Annotated in this window: 17 protein-coding genes; 11 read left to right on the top strand and 6 right to left on the bottom strand. The window is 62.7% G+C overall.

What is annotated here, in order from left to right; translation table 11 throughout:
• Positions 1 to 146 precede the first annotated feature (146 nt).
• Positions 147 to 1,100, top strand: a complete 954-nt coding sequence (locus AC07OT_RS21475; RefSeq protein ID WP_043051475.1) for an adenosine deaminase — start codon at positions 147 to 149, stop codon at positions 1,098 to 1,100.
• A 73-nt stretch (positions 1,101 to 1,173) separates the two neighbouring features.
• On the opposite strand, the gene AC07OT_RS21470 is transcribed toward AC07OT_RS21475, so the two are convergent.
• Positions 1,174 to 1,869 carry an ArsR/SmtB family transcription factor gene (locus tag AC07OT_RS21470; protein WP_495108995.1) on the bottom strand — a complete coding sequence of 232 codons (696 nt, stop codon included), beginning with the start codon at positions 1,867 to 1,869 and terminating at the stop codon, positions 1,174 to 1,176.
• A 134-nt stretch (positions 1,870 to 2,003) separates the two neighbouring features.
• Positions 2,004 to 2,933 (bottom strand): transcription regulator VimR, encoded by a 930-nt coding sequence (gene vimR, locus AC07OT_RS21465; protein WP_495108994.1) that lies wholly within the window; start codon positions 2,931 to 2,933, stop codon positions 2,004 to 2,006.
• Positions 2,934 to 3,048: 115 nt separating this feature from the next.
• Between vimR and AC07OT_RS21460 the strand changes: the two genes are divergently transcribed.
• The 3 genes from AC07OT_RS21460 (at position 3,049) to AC07OT_RS21450 (ending at position 4,710) form a co-directional block, all read left to right on the top strand.
• On the top strand, positions 3,049 to 3,342 hold the full coding sequence (locus tag AC07OT_RS21460; RefSeq protein WP_065925529.1) for a putative quinol monooxygenase: 294 nt from the start codon (positions 3,049 to 3,051) through the stop codon (positions 3,340 to 3,342).
• 24 nt (positions 3,343 to 3,366) lie between these two features.
• Entirely contained in the window at positions 3,367 to 4,380 is a 1,014-nt protein-coding gene (locus AC07OT_RS21455; protein WP_495108993.1) for a zinc-binding alcohol dehydrogenase family protein, read from the top strand.
• A gap of 147 nt (positions 4,381 to 4,527) precedes the next feature.
• The gene (locus AC07OT_RS21450) at positions 4,528 to 4,710 is read left to right on the top strand and encodes a hypothetical protein (protein ID WP_065940968.1); all 183 of its coding nucleotides are present in this window, start codon (positions 4,528 to 4,530) and stop codon (positions 4,708 to 4,710) included.
• An 8-nt stretch (positions 4,711 to 4,718) separates the two neighbouring features.
• Here AC07OT_RS21450 and AC07OT_RS21445 read toward each other — a convergent pair whose 3' ends face one another.
• Positions 4,719 to 5,912: a multidrug effflux MFS transporter gene (locus tag AC07OT_RS21445; protein ID WP_027607956.1), complete on the bottom strand. Its 1,194-nt coding sequence runs from the start codon at positions 5,910 to 5,912 to the stop codon at positions 4,719 to 4,721.
• A gap of 85 nt (positions 5,913 to 5,997) precedes the next feature.
• The gene (locus AC07OT_RS21440; protein ID WP_027607957.1) at positions 5,998 to 6,195 is read right to left on the bottom strand and encodes a heavy-metal-associated domain-containing protein; all 198 of its coding nucleotides are present in this window, start codon (positions 6,193 to 6,195) and stop codon (positions 5,998 to 6,000) included.
• 147 nt (positions 6,196 to 6,342) lie between these two features.
• Here AC07OT_RS21440 and AC07OT_RS21435 point away from each other — a divergent pair, with 147 nt between their 5' ends.
• The 3 genes from AC07OT_RS21435 (at position 6,343) to cueR (ending at position 9,388) form a co-directional block, all read left to right on the top strand.
• The gene (locus tag AC07OT_RS21435; protein WP_027607958.1) at positions 6,343 to 6,723 is read left to right on the top strand and encodes a hypothetical protein; all 381 of its coding nucleotides are present in this window, start codon (positions 6,343 to 6,345) and stop codon (positions 6,721 to 6,723) included.
• 65 nt (positions 6,724 to 6,788) lie between these two features.
• The gene (locus tag AC07OT_RS21430; protein ID WP_495108992.1) at positions 6,789 to 8,990 is read left to right on the top strand and encodes a heavy metal translocating P-type ATPase; all 2,202 of its coding nucleotides are present in this window, start codon (positions 6,789 to 6,791) and stop codon (positions 8,988 to 8,990) included.
• Positions 8,987 to 9,388 (top strand): Cu(I)-responsive transcriptional regulator, encoded by a 402-nt coding sequence (gene cueR / locus AC07OT_RS21425; protein WP_065925533.1) that lies wholly within the window; start codon positions 8,987 to 8,989, stop codon positions 9,386 to 9,388. The genes AC07OT_RS21430 and cueR overlap by 4 nt, the downstream gene beginning before the upstream one ends.
• Before the next feature lie 83 nt (positions 9,389 to 9,471).
• On the opposite strand, the gene AC07OT_RS21420 is transcribed toward cueR, so the two are convergent.
• Both AC07OT_RS21420 and AC07OT_RS21415 read right to left on the bottom strand, forming a co-directional pair.
• Positions 9,472 to 10,371 (bottom strand): PA4780 family RIO1-like protein kinase, encoded by a 900-nt coding sequence (locus AC07OT_RS21420; protein ID WP_027607961.1) that lies wholly within the window; start codon positions 10,369 to 10,371, stop codon positions 9,472 to 9,474.
• 133 nt (positions 10,372 to 10,504) lie between these two features.
• On the bottom strand, positions 10,505 to 11,782 hold the full coding sequence (locus tag AC07OT_RS21415; RefSeq protein WP_141605439.1) for an acetyl-CoA C-acetyltransferase: 1,278 nt from the start codon (positions 11,780 to 11,782) through the stop codon (positions 10,505 to 10,507).
• 103 nt (positions 11,783 to 11,885) lie between these two features.
• On the opposite strand from AC07OT_RS21415, the gene AC07OT_RS21410 reads away from it, so the two are divergent.
• The 4 genes from AC07OT_RS21410 (at position 11,886) to AC07OT_RS21395 (ending at position 17,826) form a co-directional block, all read left to right on the top strand.
• Positions 11,886 to 13,229 (top strand): 3-oxoacyl-ACP reductase, encoded by a 1,344-nt coding sequence (locus AC07OT_RS21410; protein WP_495108991.1) that lies wholly within the window; start codon positions 11,886 to 11,888, stop codon positions 13,227 to 13,229.
• A 2-nt stretch (positions 13,230 to 13,231) separates the two neighbouring features.
• A complete protein-coding gene (locus AC07OT_RS21405; RefSeq protein ID WP_495108990.1) occupies positions 13,232 to 14,086 on the top strand; it encodes a MaoC family dehydratase in 855 nt (284 codons plus the stop codon).
• Positions 14,087 to 14,387: 301 nt separating this feature from the next.
• Positions 14,388 to 15,959, top strand: a complete 1,572-nt coding sequence (locus AC07OT_RS21400; protein ID WP_495108989.1) for a collagen-like triple helix repeat-containing protein — start codon at positions 14,388 to 14,390, stop codon at positions 15,957 to 15,959.
• A gap of 184 nt (positions 15,960 to 16,143) precedes the next feature.
• The gene (locus tag AC07OT_RS21395; RefSeq protein WP_495108988.1) at positions 16,144 to 17,826 is read left to right on the top strand and encodes a ShlB/FhaC/HecB family hemolysin secretion/activation protein; all 1,683 of its coding nucleotides are present in this window, start codon (positions 16,144 to 16,146) and stop codon (positions 17,824 to 17,826) included.
• Positions 17,827 to 17,837: the final 11 nt, after the last annotated feature.

Genomic DNA, 17,837 nt, shown 5'->3' with positions numbered 1-17,837 from the left:
CGCCAAGCCGCTAACGTTTCGTTACACCTTAGTTCACACAGCCCTTGCGTGAACAAATCGAATACTCTCCTGCTGGTCAGGTTTTGCCGATTATTTCAGCCATGGCCTGTAGAATGCCGCCATTGCACCTGATGAGAATTTAGAAAATGTACGATTGGCTCAACGCCCTGCCCAAGGCTGAATTGCACCTGCACCTGGAGGGCTCGCTGGAGCCTGAGCTGCTGTTCGCCCTGGCCGAGCGCAACAAGATCGCGCTGCCGTGGAACGACGTGGAAACCCTGCGCAAGGCCTATGCCTTCAACAACCTGCAAGAGTTTCTCGACCTGTATTACAAGGGCGCCGACGTGCTGCGCACCTCCCAGGATTTCTACGACTTGACCTGGGCTTACCTGCTGCGCTGCAAAGCCCAGAACGTGATCCACACCGAGCCCTTCTTCGACCCGCAAACCCACACCGACCGTGGCGTGCCGTTCGAAGTGGTGCTCAACGGCATCGCCGCGGCGCTCAAAGACGGCGAACAGCAACTGGGCATCACCAGCGGTTTGATCCTCAGTTTCCTGCGCCACCTGAGCGAAGCAGAAGCCGAGAAAACCCTCGACCAGGCGCTGCCGTTCCGCGATGCGTTTGTGGCCGTGGGCCTGGACAGTTCGGAAATGGGTCATCCGCCGAGCAAGTTCCAGCGTGTGTTCGACCGCGCCCGCCACGAAGGCTTCCTCACCGTCGCCCACGCCGGTGAAGAAGGCCCGCCCGAGTACATCTGGGAAGCGATCGACCTGCTGAAAATCCAGCGTATCGACCATGGCGTACGCGCCATCGAAGACGAGCGCCTGATGCAGCGCATCATCGACGAGCAGATCCCGTTGACCGTCTGCCCGCTGTCCAACACCAAGCTCTGTGTGTTCGACGACATGGCCCAGCACAACATCCTCGACATGCTCGAGCGTGGCGTGAAGGTCACGGTGAACTCGGATGACCCGGCGTACTTCGGCGGCTATGTCACCGAGAACTTCCACGCGTTGTACACCTCGCTGGGCATGACCCAGGACCAGGCCAAACGCCTGGCGCAGAACAGCCTGGATGCGCGCCTGGTAAAACCCTGACTGGACGGAAAGTCATCATCGCCCGGCCCATGGAATCAAAAAGGGCCAGGGCGAGGATGGCAAACCCTCAAAGCTAAGGTTGTTCGGACATGGCCAATCGGGTGATTTCTGCCAGCCCGTTGTCGTTGAGCTGCACCGCCTGGGACTCGTTGACCAGGCTGATCCAGTTCGATTGCAGGAACAACTGCAACAGCCCCGCACCCAGCGCGCCGCCCAGGTGCGGTCGCCGCTGGCTCCAATCGAAGCAGTCGCACACCAGTGGTGACGCCAGCGCCTGGGTGTAAATACCCAGGCCCGCCAGGTGCTGCGCGCCCTTGATCGTCACTTCAATGCGTTGTTCATGACGCTCGATCCACCCCGCCACCAACATCCGCTCATGCAGATCCGCCGCCACTTCGCCGCCGAGGTGGCCCTGGCACAGCCGCGCATGTCGCAACAATGGCGGCGCCACCAACACCGGCGATGAAGCATGCGGCGCACTACGTGTGGCGCTGGCCAGGGTCGTACTGGCCAAGGCATCGATGGCGACGCTGACATCGGCCGCCGCCATGCGAAACAGCCGCTTGCCACGCCGGCCCTCGGTACGCAGCAAGCCACTCCCCGTCAGCCGTGCCAAATGGGCATTCGCCGAGGCGGGTGACAACCCGGCAAGCAGCGCCAGCTCCTCCGAGGACTTGGCCGAGCCGTCCATCAGGGACCAGAGCATGGCGGTGCGTTTGGGTTCGGCGAGCAAGCTGGCGATCTGACTGATGCATGGTGCTTCTTCCATCGATTCACTCCCTGTCGAATTATTTTTCTGCTGTGGTGGGCGCCAAAGTATAGGTGCGTAAACCAGCGGTTCCGCGGCGTCTGACAGCATGAATAGGGACATGAGCTGAGTGAAATTTCCTTGTGTGATGGAGGCTAATACGTCGTACCCAATCGCTCCGGCAATTGAGCGGTCAATGTCGCACAGCGCGACACGAGCATTTCCCGCAGCAGGTTGATGGGTTTGCTCAACTGGGCCCGATGGGCGCACAGCAAGTTGAGCGGTGTGCGCTCGCCACGCAATTCAGGCAAGACCAGGCGCAAGCGCCCGGCCAGCACATCGGTGCTCACATCCAGCCAGGATTTGTAGGCAATGCCCACGCCCGCCACCGCCCAGCGGCGCACCACATCGGCATCGTCGCTGAAGCGATCACCACTGACCGTGAGGCTGATTTCGCGTTTGCCATCGTGGAAGGTCCAGTGGTCATGCACTCGGCTGCCAAGCATGTAAAGCAAGCAATTGTGCTGGGCCAACTGCTCCAGCTGTCGCGGCTCGCCATAACGCGCGAGATAGCTGGGGGCTGCGCACAACACCCGAACATTGTGCGGCGCGACGGGCAGGGCGATCAGGCTGGAGTCTTCGGGCTCGCCATAGCGCAGGGCAATATCCACCGGCTGGCGGAACAGGTCGGCAATCCGATCGCCCAGCAGCAGGCGCACGGTAAGTTGCGGGTACTCGTGCTGAAATTCGTCCAGCCAGGGCAGTAATTGGTTGCGGCCGAAATCCGAGGGGGCGGAGAGTTGCAACACCCCGCTGACATGGTCCTGGCCACTGGCCAATAAGCGCCGTCCTTCGTCCAGGGCGCTCAATGCAGTTCGGGCATATTCCAGGAAACCCTCACCTTCGGCGGTCAGGCGCAGGCTGCGGGTGGAGCGCGCCAGCAAACGCGTGCCCAGCTGCTGTTCGATACGCTTGAGCGCCGCGCTGGCCACGGCGGGCGACAGGTCCATCACCCGCGCCGCCGCCGACAAACTGCCCAGGTCCGCGGCGCGTACAAACAACTGCAAATCATCAAAACGCAGCATTCAACCACCAATTATCAAAATATTATTGAAACAGAGTGCTGTTTTAGCCGCTTTTATCTTGCATGGAAATGGCCAATCATCTGCCCATCCCGTTATCACGTGTCTGGAGTTGAATATGTCCACAGCCTTTAACGTCATCGCCACGCTGATCGCCAAACCGGGCCAACAGGCCACCTTGGAGCCGCTGCTGCGTGACCTGCTGGAACCCACCCGTCTTGAAGCCGGCTGCGAGCAATACGACCTGCACCAGGACCTGCAACACCCTGAGACCTTCTACATGCTCGAACGCTGGAGCGATGATGCCGCACTCGCCGACCACGACCAGAGCGCGCATATCCAACATTTTCGCGCTAAAGCCGCTGATGTTATCGAACACTTCGAACTCAAGCGCCTGAAGTTTCTCGCCTGATCACCGCCTTTTTCCGGAGCCCCCATGAAAGCCATTGCCTACTACGCATCACTGCCGATCAACGATGAAAAATCCCTGCAAGACATCCAACTGCCGGAGCCCGTCGCCGGCCCCCGTGACCTGCTGGTAGAAGTCAAAGCCATCTCGGTCAACCCGGTGGACACCAAGGTGCGCCAGAACGTCGCCCCTGAGAACGGCGCGGCCAAAGTGCTGGGCTGGGACGTGGCCGGTGTGGTCAAGGCCGTCGGCAGTGAAGTGAGCCTGTTCAACGTCGGCGACAAGGTGTTCTACGCCGGTTCCCTGGTCCGCCCGGGCGCTAACAGCGAACTGCATACCGTGGATGAACGCATCGTCGGCCATATGCCCAAGAGCCTGGGCTTTGCCGAAGCCGCCGCGCTGCCGCTGACCGCCATCACCGCCTGGGAGCTGCTATTCGAACGCCTGCAAGTGCGTGAAGGTAAAGAGGCTGAAGGCCAGAGCCTGCTCATCGTCGGTGCCGCCGGAGGTGTGGGTTCGATCCTGACCCAACTGGCCAGCCGGCTCACCGCCTTGACGGTGATCGGCACCGCGTCGCGCCCGGAAACCCAGGAATGGGCCAAGGCACTCGGCGCCGACCTGGTGATCGACCACAGCCAACCGCTGAGCGAAGCGCTGAAACAAGCCGGCCACCCGCAGGTGACCCACGTCGCCAGCCTGACCCAGACCGAGCATCACCTGGACCAACTGGTCGAAGCGCTGCAACCCCAAGGCAAGCTTGCGCTGATCGACGACCCCAAGGCGCTGGACGTGAGCAAACTCAAGCGCAAGAGCCTGTCACTGCATTGGGAGTTCATGTACACGCGCTCGATGTTCGAGACCCCGGACATGATCGAGCAGCACAACCTGCTCAATCGCGTGGCCGAACTGATCGACGCCGGCACCTTGAAAACGACGGTGGGCGAGCACTTCGGTGTGATCAATGCGGCGAACCTGCGCCGTGCCCATGCCCTGCTGGAAAGCGGCAAGGCCAAGGGCAAGATCGTGCTTGAAGGGTTCTGAAGATAACGTCTGTCAGTGTCGTCCGTTATTCGTGTGAGTGAGGGACGACACCGCTAGTCAGAGAGTTGATCTTTGTCATATTTGTGAGCGTATTCGGGTTTATATTGGCCGCCTTTGCCACGATTCTTTTACGTGAGGAAGTCAGCAATGAAAATCCTGATAAAAGCGTTAGCAAAATCCCCAGGCAATAAATGGCAGGTTCGCCTCGACGGCGATGCGTTCACCTTCCGCAGCGAGGCCGAGGCCCGCGCCTTTGCCGAGACCCTGCAAGCCCGCATCCAGGCGCCCCACCGCTTCCCGCTCAGCCAGCAACGTTCCGCCGCTGGCTGACCTGCATTTCAGCCCTGCGCCTGCGTGGCCCTTGCCCGTTGCAGGCGCTGGGTCGACATCGCAATCGTCACCGCCAACACCCCGCACAAGCTGATGACCATCGCCATCGGCATCGCCGTGCCGTCGTGCAGCACGCCCACCAACGAAGCCGCCCCTGCCGCCACGCCAAACTGAATGCAACCGAGCAAGGCCGACGCGCTGCCGGCCCGGGCGCCCTGCCCGCTCATGGCGCAGGCCGAGGTGTTGGGCAGAATGCAGCCCAGGCTGGCGATACAGATGAACAGCGGTACCAGCAACGGCCATAACGCTTCGGTGCGCAAGGCCGCGATGCCCAACAGCGACAGCGCCGCCAGCAGATAGACCCACACCGTGCGCGACAGCAGAAACGCCGGGCCACGCTTGGCCAGCAGCCGCGCATTAACCTGTGCAACCAGGATGAACCCGGCGGCGTTGGAGCCGAACAGCCAGCCGTAATGCTCGGCGGGCACGCCATAGAGTTTGATAAATACGAACGGGGAGCCGGCGATGTAGGCAAACATCCCGGCAATCGAAATGCCCCCGGTCAGGGCGTAACCGAGGTAGACCCGGTCAGACAACAGCGCGCCATAGCGGCGCAGCGACCCGGACAAGGGTTGACGCGGCTGGTGCGCCGGAAAGGTTTCCGGCAAACCGACCGCCACGGCAATCGCCGCCATCACGCTGAAGATCGACAGTGCGAGGAAAATCGACTGCCAGCCCCATAACCCGACCATCACCCCGCCTGCCAACGGCGCAAGGATCGGCGCCAGGCCGGTCACCAGCATCAGTTGCGAATACACCTTGGCCGAGCCCACCGCATCACATTTGTCACTGACCACGGCGCGGGAAATCACCATGCCCGCACAACCGCCGAGGGCCTGCACGAAGCGTGCACCAATCAGCCATTCCAGGGACGGCGCGTATGCGCAAGCAAAGGACGCCAGGGTAAACAGGGTCACGCCGCTGAGCAGCGGGCCGCGTCGACCAAAGCGGTCTGCCAGTGGGCCGTAGATCAGTTGGCCGATGGCCAGGCCGGCGAAATACACCGCCAGGGTCAGCTGGATATGTTTTTCGTCGGTCCCGAAGGCCGTCGCCATGGCAGGAAAGCCAGGCAGGTAGAAATCGATCGCCAGCGGCGCGAAGGCGCTCAAGGCGCCCAGAATCAGGATTATGCGAAGGTTCATCAGGCACCCAAGTGTGTCGGCAGCCCGACAGTTTAGCCGCGCTTGGGTGCATTGAATACGATAGCTCGCTAACTATTTGAATGGGTCAGGCGAGCTTGGCGCTGTAGCCCTCTTCGCTGATCAGGCTGATCACTTCCTCGGCAGACAGGCGGCTTTCGACGCCCACCTCTTTCGCCGCCAGGTCGACCTTCACGCTGGCCGCCGGATCCTGGCTCTGCACCGCCTGGGTGACCGCCCGAACGCAATGGCCACAGGTCATTCCTTCAACGCTGAATATTTGCATGACATGACTCCTTTGATGAGGTTGAACCCAGTCTTGACCTTGCCACGATGGCAAGGTCAAGTTCTGAAACTTTCGGCCGGGCTGGTATTACACCGCGGCGTCGGCCAAGCTTCACCCATCTTCGATTCAAACCACGGAGCATTCGCCATGCGCTGGTCGTTTTTTGGCCTTGTCGGCCTGATGAGCTTGTCTGCCGCTGCGCCCCAGGCCCTCGCCGCAGAAGACTATGCGGTGCTGATCATTTCCCGCGAACGCCTGGAAGTACCGACCAATTGCGAGATCGGCCTGTACATCCAGGACCAGTTGGCCGGGCGCCTGTTCCAGGAACAGTCCACCTCGTTCAACCTGCCCGCCGGCAATGTGTCGCTGCGCCTGAAACTGCTGCCGGGCCAGTCACCGGGTTGCTTGCCGGGCCTGCTCGCGCCGCCGGCGCAGAACATCACGCTCAAGGCCGGTGACGTACGCAAGTTGCGCATTGCCCAGGGCCCGGAAGGCATGTACCTCAAACCCGCCGCACTGGAATACTGAAGACGCTTGACCTTCCCCACAGGTCAAGGTTGATCCTAGGGGCAACTTCTCTGGAGGACTGCCCCATGAATGGATCCACCACCTTTGACCTGCCCATCGGCGGCATGACCTGCGCCAGTTGCGCCGGGCGTGTCGAGCGCGCGCTGGGCAAAGTGCCGGGGGTGCAAAGCGTCAGCGTCAACCTGGCCAACGAGCGCGCCCACGTCGAAGTGCTGGGCCAGATCGACCCGGCCGTGCTGATCGCCGCCGTCGACAAAGCCGGCTACACCGCCAGCCTGCCGCAAAGCGAAACCAGGACCGAGGCCGATCAGGCCCAACGCCTGCACCGCGAGCGCTGGTCGCTGCTGCTGGCGATTGTGCTGGCATTGCCCCTGGTTCTGCCGATGCTGGTGCAGCCCTTCGGCCTGCACTGGATGCTGCCGGCCTGGGTGCAGTTCCTCCTGGCGACCCCGGTGCAATTCATCTTCGGTGCACGCTTCTATATCGCAGCCTGGAAGGCCGTGCGGGCCGGCGCCGGCAATATGGACCTGCTGGTGGCCATCGGCACCAGCGCCGGTTACGGCCTGAGCCTCTATGAATGGCTGACCGCGCCCGCGGGCACCATGCCCCATCTGTACTTCGAAGCGTCGGCCGTGGTGATCGCCCTGGTGCTGCTCGGTAAATACCTGGAGAGCCGCGCCAAACGCCAGACCGCCAGCGCCATCCGCGCCCTGGAAGCCCTGCGCCCTGAACGCGCGATGCGCGTACAGGCTGGCCGCGAGGAGGATGTGGCCATCAGCGCGCTCAAACTCGATGACCTGGTGCTGGTCAAACCCGGCGAGCGCTTCCCGGTGGACGGTGAAGTGGTAGAAGGCCAGAGCCATGCCGATGAGGCACTGATCAGCGGCGAAAGCCTGCCGGTGCCGAAACAGCCCGGCGACGCCGTCACCGGCGGTGCCATCAATGGTGAAGGTCGCCTGCTGGTGCGCACCACCGCGCTCGGTGCCGAAAGCGTACTGGCGCGCATCATCCGCCTGGTGGAAGACGCCCAGGCCGCCAAGGCACCGATTCAGAAGCTGGTGGATAAAGTCAGCCAGGTATTCGTGCCGACCGTGCTGGTGCTGGCGTTGATCACGTTGGTGGGCTGGTGGCTGTACGGTGCGCCGCTGGAGACCGCGATCATCAACGCCGTGGCGGTGCTGGTGATCGCCTGCCCGTGCGCCCTCGGGCTGGCCACACCGACCGCCATCATGGCCGGCACCGGCGTGGCCGCACGCTATGGCATCCTGATCAAGGACGCCGAAGCGCTGGAGCGTGCCCATGAAGTGAGCACCGTGGTGTTCGACAAAACCGGCACTCTAACTTCCGGCACCCCGAAAATTGCCCATTTGGCGGCAGTGGATGGCGATGAAGCCACATTGCTGCAACAGGCCGGTGCGCTGCAACGCGGCAGCGAACACCCGCTAGCCAATGCCGTGCTGGATGCATGCAGCGAGCAAGGGCTGACGGTGGCGGACGTAAGCACCAGCCAATCCCTGACCGGACGTGGCATTGCCGGCACCCTCGACGGGCGCCAACTCGCGTTGGGAAATCGGCGACTGCTGGAAGAAAATGGCCTGGACGCGGGTGGGCTGGCCGACTCTGCCACGGCCTGGGAGGCCGAGGGCCGTACCTTGTCCTGGCTGATCGAGCAAGGCGCACAACCCCGTGTGCTCGGGCTGTTTGCCTTTGGTGACACGCTCAAGCCTGGCGCGCTGGAAGCGGTGGCACAACTCAAGGCCCGGCACATCAGCAGCCATTTGCTCACCGGCGACAATCGCGGCAGCGCCCGTGTCGTCGCCGAAGCGCTGGGCATCGATGACGTACACGCCGAAGTCCTGCCCGCCGATAAAGCCGCCACCGTCGCCGAACTGAAAAAAACCGGCGTGGTGGCCATGGTCGGCGACGGCATCAACGACGCCCCGGCCCTGGCTGCCGCCGATATTGGCATCGCCATGGGCGGCGGCACCGACGTGGCCATGCATGCCGCCGGTATTACCCTGATGCGCGGCGACCCACGCCTGGTCCCGGCCGCCCTGGAGATCAGCCGCAAGACCTACGCCAAAATCCGCCAGAACCTGTTCTGGGCCTTTGTGTATAACTTGATCGGCATTCCCCTGGCCGCATTCGGCCTGCTCAATCCGGTGCTCGCGGGCGCGGCCATGGCCTTGTCCAGCGTCAGTGTCGTGAGCAATGCCTTGCTGTTGAAAACGTGGAAACCCAAGGAATTGGAGGATCAACGCCCATGAACATCGGCCAAGCCGCCCGGCAAAGCGGGCTGAGCGCGAAGATGATTCGCTACTACGAATCCATCGGTCTGTTGAAAGCCGCCCATCGCACCGACAGCGGCTACCGCATCTACGGTACCGACGACCTGCACACCCTGGCGTTTATCAAACGCTCGCGGGACCTGGGGTTTTCATTGGAAGAGGTGGGCAAACTGCTGACCCTGTGGCAGGACCGGCAACGGGCCAGCGCCGATGTGAAAGCCCTGGCGCGCCAACATATCGATGAGTTGAACCAGAAGATCCTGGAGTTGGGGCAATTGCGCGATACGTTGCAGGACCTGGTGGAGCACTGCCAGGGAGATCACCGGCCGGATTGTCCGATTCTCAAGGAGTTGGCGTCGGGAAGCTGCTGCGCGTGACGGAATCTATCTGAATACATGCAAAACCAAATGTGGGAGGGGGCTTGCTCCCTCCCACATTTTGATCTTCATGTACCCGAAGATCACTGCATCCAGGGCGGCGGCGGTGGTTCTTCCGACGCCTTGCTCGGTGGCGCATCATCCGCCGCCCGAATGGCCTGGCGCCGTTCTTCGTCCAGCCTTGCCGCTTCGATCTCGCGGATCACACCGCCCACGTCCGCCAGCTCTTCCGGCTCGTCGAACTCGCCGGTCAAGACGCTGGCCGGGTGCAAGGTGCCGGCCTCGTAGAGCGCCCACATTTCCTTGGCGTACTTGGTCTTCTTCAACTCCGGGGCAAAACGCCCGAAGTAGGAAGCCATGTTGCCCACATCCCGCTCCAGCATGTTGAACGCGTGGTTGTTGCCCGCCGCATCCACCGCCTGGGGCAGGTCGATGATGACCGGACCGGTCGGCGTGAGCAGCACGTTGAACTCGGACAGGTCACCGTGCACCAGGCCGGTACACAGCATCAGCACGATCTGGGAAATCAGGAAGGCGTGGTATTCACGCGCCTGGTCCGGCTCCAACGTCACGTCATTCAGGCGTGGCGCGGCATCGCCGTACTCGTCGGCCACCAGTTCCATCAACAACACGCCTTCGAGGAAGTCGTACGGCTTGGGCACGCGAACGCCCGCACCGGCCAGGCGGAACAACGCCGCCACTTCGGCGTTCTGCCAGGCATCTTCGGTTTCTTTCTTGCCGAATTTCGAGCCCTTGGCCATGGCCCGGGCCTGCCGGCTGTTACGGACCTTACGGCCTTCCTGGTATTCGGACGCTTGACGAAAACTTCGTTTGTTCGCCTCCTTGTAAACCTTGGCGCAACGCAATTCATTGCCGCAGCGCACCACATAAACAGCTGCTTCTTTACCACTCATGAGTGGGCGCAGCACTTCGTCGACCAGACCGTCTTCGATCAGGGGTTCAATGCGTTTAGGAGTCTTCATCAGCTTTTATTGTGGGTCCTTTATTACCAAATACGCGTATGGCACTCGTTATACGGCAATCGGCTCGCCGGTGGGAGGGGCTACCGACCTCTGACCACTCAAGAATGCATCCAATATGCCAATTTCGACGAATTCACCGTTCGATGATCGCCGTCACGCCCTGGCCGCCGGCAGCGCAGATCGAAATCAGCCCGCGCCCCTTGCCCGCCGCGTCGAGCAACTTGGCCAGGTTGGCGACGATGCGCCCACCGGTGGCGGCAAACGGATGCCCGGCCGCCAGGGAACTGCCCTTGACGTTCAGGCGGCTGCGATCGATGGCCCCTAACGGGGCGTCCAGCCCGAGACGGGTCCTACAGTAGTCCGCATCTTCCCAGGCCTTGAGCGTGCACAACACCTGGGCCGCGAAGGCTTCGTGAATCTCGTAGTAATCAAAGTCCTGCAGCGTCAGGCCGTTGCGCGCCAGCAAGCGGGGCACCGCATACACCGGCGCCATCAGCAGGCCTTCGGCGCCGTTGACGAAATCCACCGCCGCCGCTTCGCCATCGCGCAGGTACGCCAGGATCGGCAAACCACGCGCCTGGGCCCACGCCTCGCTGCCCAACAGCACCAGGGATGCACCGTCGGTGAGCGGTGTGGAATTGCCGGCCGTGAGCGTGCCTTTTTCGCTGCGTTCGAACGCGGGCTTGAGTGCGGCGAGTTTCTCCAGGCTCAGGTCGGGGCGCAGGTTGTTGTCGCGGGTCAGGCCAAGAAACGGCGTGAGCAGATCGTTATGCCAGCCTTCGGCATAGGCAGCGGCCATTTTCTGGTGGCTCTCTAGGGCGAGCTGGTCCTGCTCGGCGCGGGGAATCTGCCAGGTCTGTGCCATCAATTCGCAATGCTGGCCCATGGACAAACCGGTGCGCGGCTCGCCATTACGCGGCAGCTCAGGCTTGAGGTGCTGGGGACGAAGTTGTAACAGGACTTTTAATTTATCCGCCATGGACTTGCTGCGATTGGCTTGCAGCAGGATCTTGCGCAGCCCTTCATTCACGCCGATAGGTGCATCGGACGTGGTATCCACCCCTCCGGCAATCCCGCATTCAATCTGGCCCAGGGCGATCTTGTTGGCCACCAGCAATGCCGCCTCGAGCCCAGTACCGCACGCCTGCTGAATGTCATAGGCCGGGGTTTGCGGCGACAGGCGTGAACCCAGCACGCATTCACGGGTGAGGTTGAAGTCGCGGGAATGCTTGAGCACCGCGCCGGCGGCCACCTCGCCCATGCGCAGGCCGTGCAGGTTGTAGCGTTCGATCAGACCCTCCAGGGCCGCGGTCAGCATCGCCTGGTTGCTCGCCGTGGCGTAAGGGCCATTGGAGCGGGCGAAAGGAATGCGGTTACCGCCAATGATCGCTACACGGCGCAATTGAGTCATGGAAAGCTCCCTGTCGGTTGTGGTCTGGATAACTGAGCCTAGTCGAACGACTGCTACCCTGGGATGGTCAACCCTTTGAACCCCAGCCTTCGGAGAGCGTTCCATGTCTGACCGTTATATCGACTTCGCCAACTCAAGCCTCGGCCATCGCCTGGTCGCCGCCCTTGGCCTGCCGTCACCGGTACGCCTGGAACGCTGGCAAGCCGGGCGCCTGCGTCCGGTGGAAGGTGCGCTGTTACTGGGTGGTGGCGCGCTGGCAACGAACGTGAAAGCGTTTGCCAACCGGCTCACCGACGCCATTTACACCTACGGCGCCGACACTTCGACCTGGATTCCCGGCCACAGCCCCAAGCTCAAGGCCGTGGTGTTCGATGCCAGCGACCTGCAACACACCGACCAGCTCAAGCAACTGCGTGAGTTTTTCCAACCGTTGCTGAAAAACCTGGATCACAGTGCACACCTGGTGATCCTCGGCCGCGCGCCGGAAAGCCTCAGCGACCCGTTCGCCGCCAGCGCCCAGCGCGCCCTCGAAGGTTTCAGCCGGTCACTGGCCAAGGAACTGCGCAACGGCGGCGTGCTGCAATTGCTCTACGTCGGCGACGGTGCCGAAGACCAACTGGAAGGCGCACTGCGCTTCTTCCTCTCACCGAAAAGCGCCTATATCTCCGGCCAGGTGATTCGCCTCAAGGCCTGTGCCACGCCCGTCGAAGACTGGACTCGCCCCCTCGCCGGGCGCAAGGCATTGGTCACCGGCGCAGCCCGTGGCATTGGCGCGTCCATCGCCGAAACCCTGGCCCGCGACGGCGCCGAAGTGATCCTGCTCGACGTGCCCCAGGCCAAGGCCGACCTCGAGGCCCTGGCCGCGCGCCTGGGTGCACGCACCGTGGTGCTGGATATCTGCGCCGAAGACGCCGCCGGCCAGTTGATCGAACACCTGCCCGACGGCCTCGACATCCTGGTGCATAACGCCGGGATCACCCGTGACAAGACGCTGGCCAACATGACCCCGGAATACTGGGACGCGGTGCTGGCGGTCAACCTCAATGCCCCGCAAGTGCTGACCAAGGCACTGCTGGACAGCGGCACCCTGCGCGACAACGCCCGCGTGGTGGTGCTGGCCTCCATCAGCGGCATCGCCGGCAACCGCGGGCAAACCAACTATGCCGCGAGCAAGGCCGGATTGATCGGCCTGGTACAGGCGTGGGCGCCGTTGCTGGAGGAACGCGGGATCAGCATCAACGCCGTCGCCCCCGGCTTCATCGAAACCCAGATGACCGCGCATATTCCGTTCGCCCTGCGTGAAGCCGGGCGGCGCATGAGCTCCCTGGGTCAGGGCGGTTTGCCGCAGGACGTCGCCGAAGCCGTGGCCTGGCTGGGCCAACCGGGGTCCGGGGCGGTCAGCGGGCAAGCGCTGCGGGTATGTGGGCAAAGTCTATTGGGAGCGTAAGCATGGATTGGCAAACCTTAGGCAATACGCCGTTTCTGCCACCGCTGTATTGGCGGGCAGCGCTCAAGCGCAAGATCACCGGCAACACACTGCCTGAGCAAGGGCTGCGCTGCCGGGTCGGCGTCAACCCCAGGGACGTAGCGGCCTATCGCAAGGTCTGCGGTTTTGTCGAGAGCCCCATCCTGCCGGCGACTTATCCACACATCCTGGCGTTCGGCTTGCAGATGCATTTACTCACCGCCAAGGCCTTTCCCTTTCCGCTGCTGGGGCTGATTCACCTGAGCAATCGCATCCGCATCCATAGGCCCCTGGGCAACATCAACGAAATGTTTATCGCCGTACACGCGCAAAACCTCCAGCCCCACGCCAAGGGCGCAACGTTTGACGTGGTGACCTGCGCCGAGGATTCTCTGGGCGTGTTGTGGGAAGCCGAGAGCCGGATGCTCTGTCGCGGCGTGAAACTCGACGGCGACGCGGCGGATGACACGCCCCCTGCACCTGTACCTGTACAGGTCAGCGAGCTGACGCGCTGGGCAGCCCCCGCCGATATCGGCCGCCGCTACGCGCGGGTATCCGGCGACTACAATCCCATCCACCTGAGTGCGCTGACCGCCAAAGGGTTTGGCTTTCCCCAGGCGATCGCCCATGGGTTGTGGAACAAGGCACGCACGCTGGCGGCCCTCGGTGAGCACCTGCCCGCCGCGAATGTGGAAATAGAGGTGGTGTTCAAGAAACCGGTGCGCCTGCCCAGCGAAGTGATACTGCACAGCAGCGCTGCCGGTTCCAGTGGCGAATTGCGTTTGACAGGGGCGGGTGACATTGAACATATGGCCGGTAAGTGGCGGCCAATCGGGTAAAAACCCTGATTAATTGTATATATATGCCCTAAGTAATAGCGGACGTGTTCACGTCCGCTATTTTTATTCAACCCGTTGAATCAAAACATATATATATCCTGATACACCCTCTCCCTACACCCTTCTCATTAATCACTAAGCGGATGTTTCGACCCTTCTATATAAATCGTTAATACCAACTTGAGCATTGAGAGAACGCCAACCTGGGTCTGTGATGAACACACGGACAAACGCATCGCTATCCAAGAAATAACGAGCGTTTGATGACAACCAAGGTTGTACAGGTGCAGGGAACTCAATCATGAAAACTCAAGTAGTGTTTTGGAGAGCAAGTACCGCGCTGGCCCTGGCAATAGCAATGACGCTGGGCGGCTGCAGCAGCGGTGGCGGCGGGCATCACAGCAGCGGCTCTGCGTCCTCGGACCCTGCTGCCACGGGTGGCACGGACGGCGGGACCGGTGGAGGAACAGGTGGCACTGGCGGCGGCACAGGCGGAACCGGTGGAGGAACCGGCGGCACGGGCGGCGGCACAGGCGGAACCGGTGGAGGAACCGGCGGCACGGGTGGCGGCACAGGCGGAACCGGCAGCACGCTGGTCACCGCAGACGTGGTCGACACCGTCGGCAGCACCGTAACCGATCTCGGCGGCACCGTCAGCAGCCTGGGCACCACCCTAGGCAGCCTGCCGATCGTAGGCGCAACCGCCGACGGCCTGGTGACCGCGACCGGCACCGCCGTGGGCAGTATCGGTGATGGCCTGTCGGAAGGCCTGGGCTCGCTGGGTACCGACAGCAACGCTTTGGGCACAACCCTCGCCGGCGTGGGCAACGGCGTTTCTGACCTGGGCGATGGGGTAAGCGTCACAGGGGACAACGTCGCCACCTTGCTCGGGAGAGTGCCGGTGGTGAGAACCGCCGCCCCAGCAGTGGGCGGCGTGGTCAATAAAGTCGGCAATGCCGTGACCATGCTCGGCGATACATTAAGCACTGCCAGCACTACCGGCCCGTTGGGTTCGGTCACGGATACCGTTGGCGCACGAGTCCTGGTACCCGTGGTGTCCCTGTTGGAAAACACCACCGGCAAAGTCGGCAGCACGACCGGCCTGGGCAGCCCGGTCGGCGGCCTGCTGCAAAAAGTCGGCGGTACTGTCGACGGCCTTGGCGATAAAGTCGCCAGTACCGGCAACAATCCTGTGACTGACGTAGTAGGCAACGTGCTCAATGGCGTGGGCACCACGGTTGGCACGGCCAGCGGTTATGTCGCCTCGAACGGCGGCGGGACGGGTGGCAGCCCTAACCCACTGGGCCTGGCGGAACTGGTCGGCGGCGTGATCGCAGGCGCCAGCAGCGGCCTGAATGCGGGCAGTACCAATGGAGTGGTGAGCGCTACCGGCGTCACAGGCGTCAAGGCCGGCGGCACCGTGGCATCCCTGGGTACCCTGCTCGGCGGCAATGGCGTACCGAACGCAACGGCCGGTGCGGCGGTTGCCCCGATCACCAACACCCTCGGCGTCGCACTCAACCCTGTCACCAGCGGTGTACAGAACCTCACCCAAACCGTCGGTGGGGCCACGGGCCTGGGTGCGCCGGTCAACGGGCTGGTCACCAACGTGGGCGGCGCGGTCGGCAGCCTGGGCGGACAAATCAGCGCCACCAACGCCAACCCGGTCACCAACGCCTTGGGCGGCACCGTGAGCGCAGTGGGTGGCACCGTGGCGTCGGTCGGCGGCCTTGTGACCGGCGGCACAAGCAGTGGTGGAGGCCTGCTCGGCGGTGGTCTCGGCGTGGGCGCCAACACAACGACCAGCGCAGGCGCCACGGCAAACGGTGGTGTACTGGGCGGGATTCTCGGTGGCCTGACCGGCACAAAATAGAATTGCACCTGGCCGATTAGACGGCCTCATCTACAGCGCCTACGCTTGGTTGAGACGAGAGATCCCATCCATCTCTCGTCTTTTTTATGGGCCATGAGAGGCCTATGAAAAACACCCGAACCGCGCCCCAGAGCCCGGCGGGCGTCTGCAAAACGCCGCTGCAGTTTTGACCATGGAGTGTCCTATGCGCGCTTTGACACCGTTGTTATTGCTCACCCTCAGTGCTTATGCACACGCCGATACTCTTCCCAGCTTCCTCAACAGTAACGACACCATCCGCAACCTGCCCGTACCCAACCTGCCCGCCGATGCCTACCGTCCGGCTCCCACGCAGACCCAATTGCCGGTGCCCGCCGACACAGCGGCGCAGCCCTTGCGGATGGACACCAACGTGACCATCCGCAAACTGCAGATCGACGGCGGCACGGTCTATCCGCTCAAGGACGTGGCCCAGGTCTTCGAGCCCTTGATTGGCCACGAAACCAACCTAGCGCAACTGATCGAGGCCACGCGCCGCATCACCCTGCGCTACCAGAAGGATGGCTACCTGTTGTCCTACGCCTTCCTGCCGGAGCAACGCTTCGAAAACGGCCTGGTGCGCGTGGTGCTGGTGGAGGGTTATATCCGCGATTACAACGTGCAGGGCGATATCGGTTCGGTGTCGTCCTACGTCGACAAGCTGGCACAAAAGCTCAAGGCCGAACGCCCGCTTACCCGCAAGACCTTCGAGCGCTATACCACCCTGATGAGCACCATCCCCGGGGTGACGTTGCAGGCTCAGGTACCACCGCCCGGCACCACCGATGGCGGCACCCACATGCAAATCAGCGCCAGCCGCAAACCCTTCACCACCAGCATGAGCCTGAACGAGAACAGCCGAGGCGGTACCCAGGCGCTCCTGACGGCCACCAGCAACGCGTGGACATCCATGGGCGAACAATTGAGCGTCAGTGGCCTGTTCCCACCGGGAGACGATAGAGAACATTACTACCGTGCCGCCTACAGCCAGTTCATCAATGCCGAAGGCACCCAGTGGGTGCTGTCGGGTGAACGCTACCGCGCCGATCCACGTACCCGCCTGCAACTGGGCGGCGGCTTCGAACTCAAGCCACACCAGGCAATTGACCGTTACTCCATTGGCCTCAGCCACCCGTTGATCGCCTCGCCCAATGAGTCTCTGAACCTCGGCGCGCGCTATTACGCCGTCGACCAGACCACGCGCTACCAACTGGTGGGGTTCCCGCAACGCCTGGCGCTGCAAACTGACCTGCGCGCCCTGGCCGTCGAGGGCGACTGGCGCAAGGCCGACACCACCCAACTGCGCATCCTCAGCGCCGGGCTCTACCAAGGCACCCACGCGATGGGAGCCAAGGCCCGCAGCGACTTCGGCGGCCTCAAGCCCGACCTCGACTTCTTCCGCCTGCGCCTGTCCGGCGTGCAAAGCAACACGCTGTTCGGTAACTGGCAAGGCGTGGTTTCCGGCGCCCTCTACTGGAGCGACGACACCTTGCCCGACAGCGAGCGCGCCACCTTTGGCGGGCAGAACTTCGGCCGTGGCTACCCCGATGATCAAGGCTCCGGCGACAAGGGCTGGGGCATGGCCTACGAGATCAACTACAGCTACAACCGCGCCGGCGACTGGGTGCGCATCCTGCAACCCTACGTGGTGCTCGACCGCGCCCGGACCTGGTTCAACGACTTGCCGATCAAGCACAACGACATGTCATCGGCCGCTGTGGGAATGCGCTTTGGCGACGCCAAGTACTACAACATCGCCCTCGAAGCGGCCAAGCCGATGTCAGACGTGGCACTCGACAACTTCAATCGCAAGCCGCGCTATATGTTGAGTTTCAGCTATCAGCTGTGACGCAGGCGCCT

The sequence above is a fragment of the Pseudomonas sp. GW821-FHT09C10 genome, from assembly GCF_059418085.1.
Note: the sequence above shows the minus strand (reverse complement) of the source record. Positions and strands in the feature narration are given on the sequence as shown.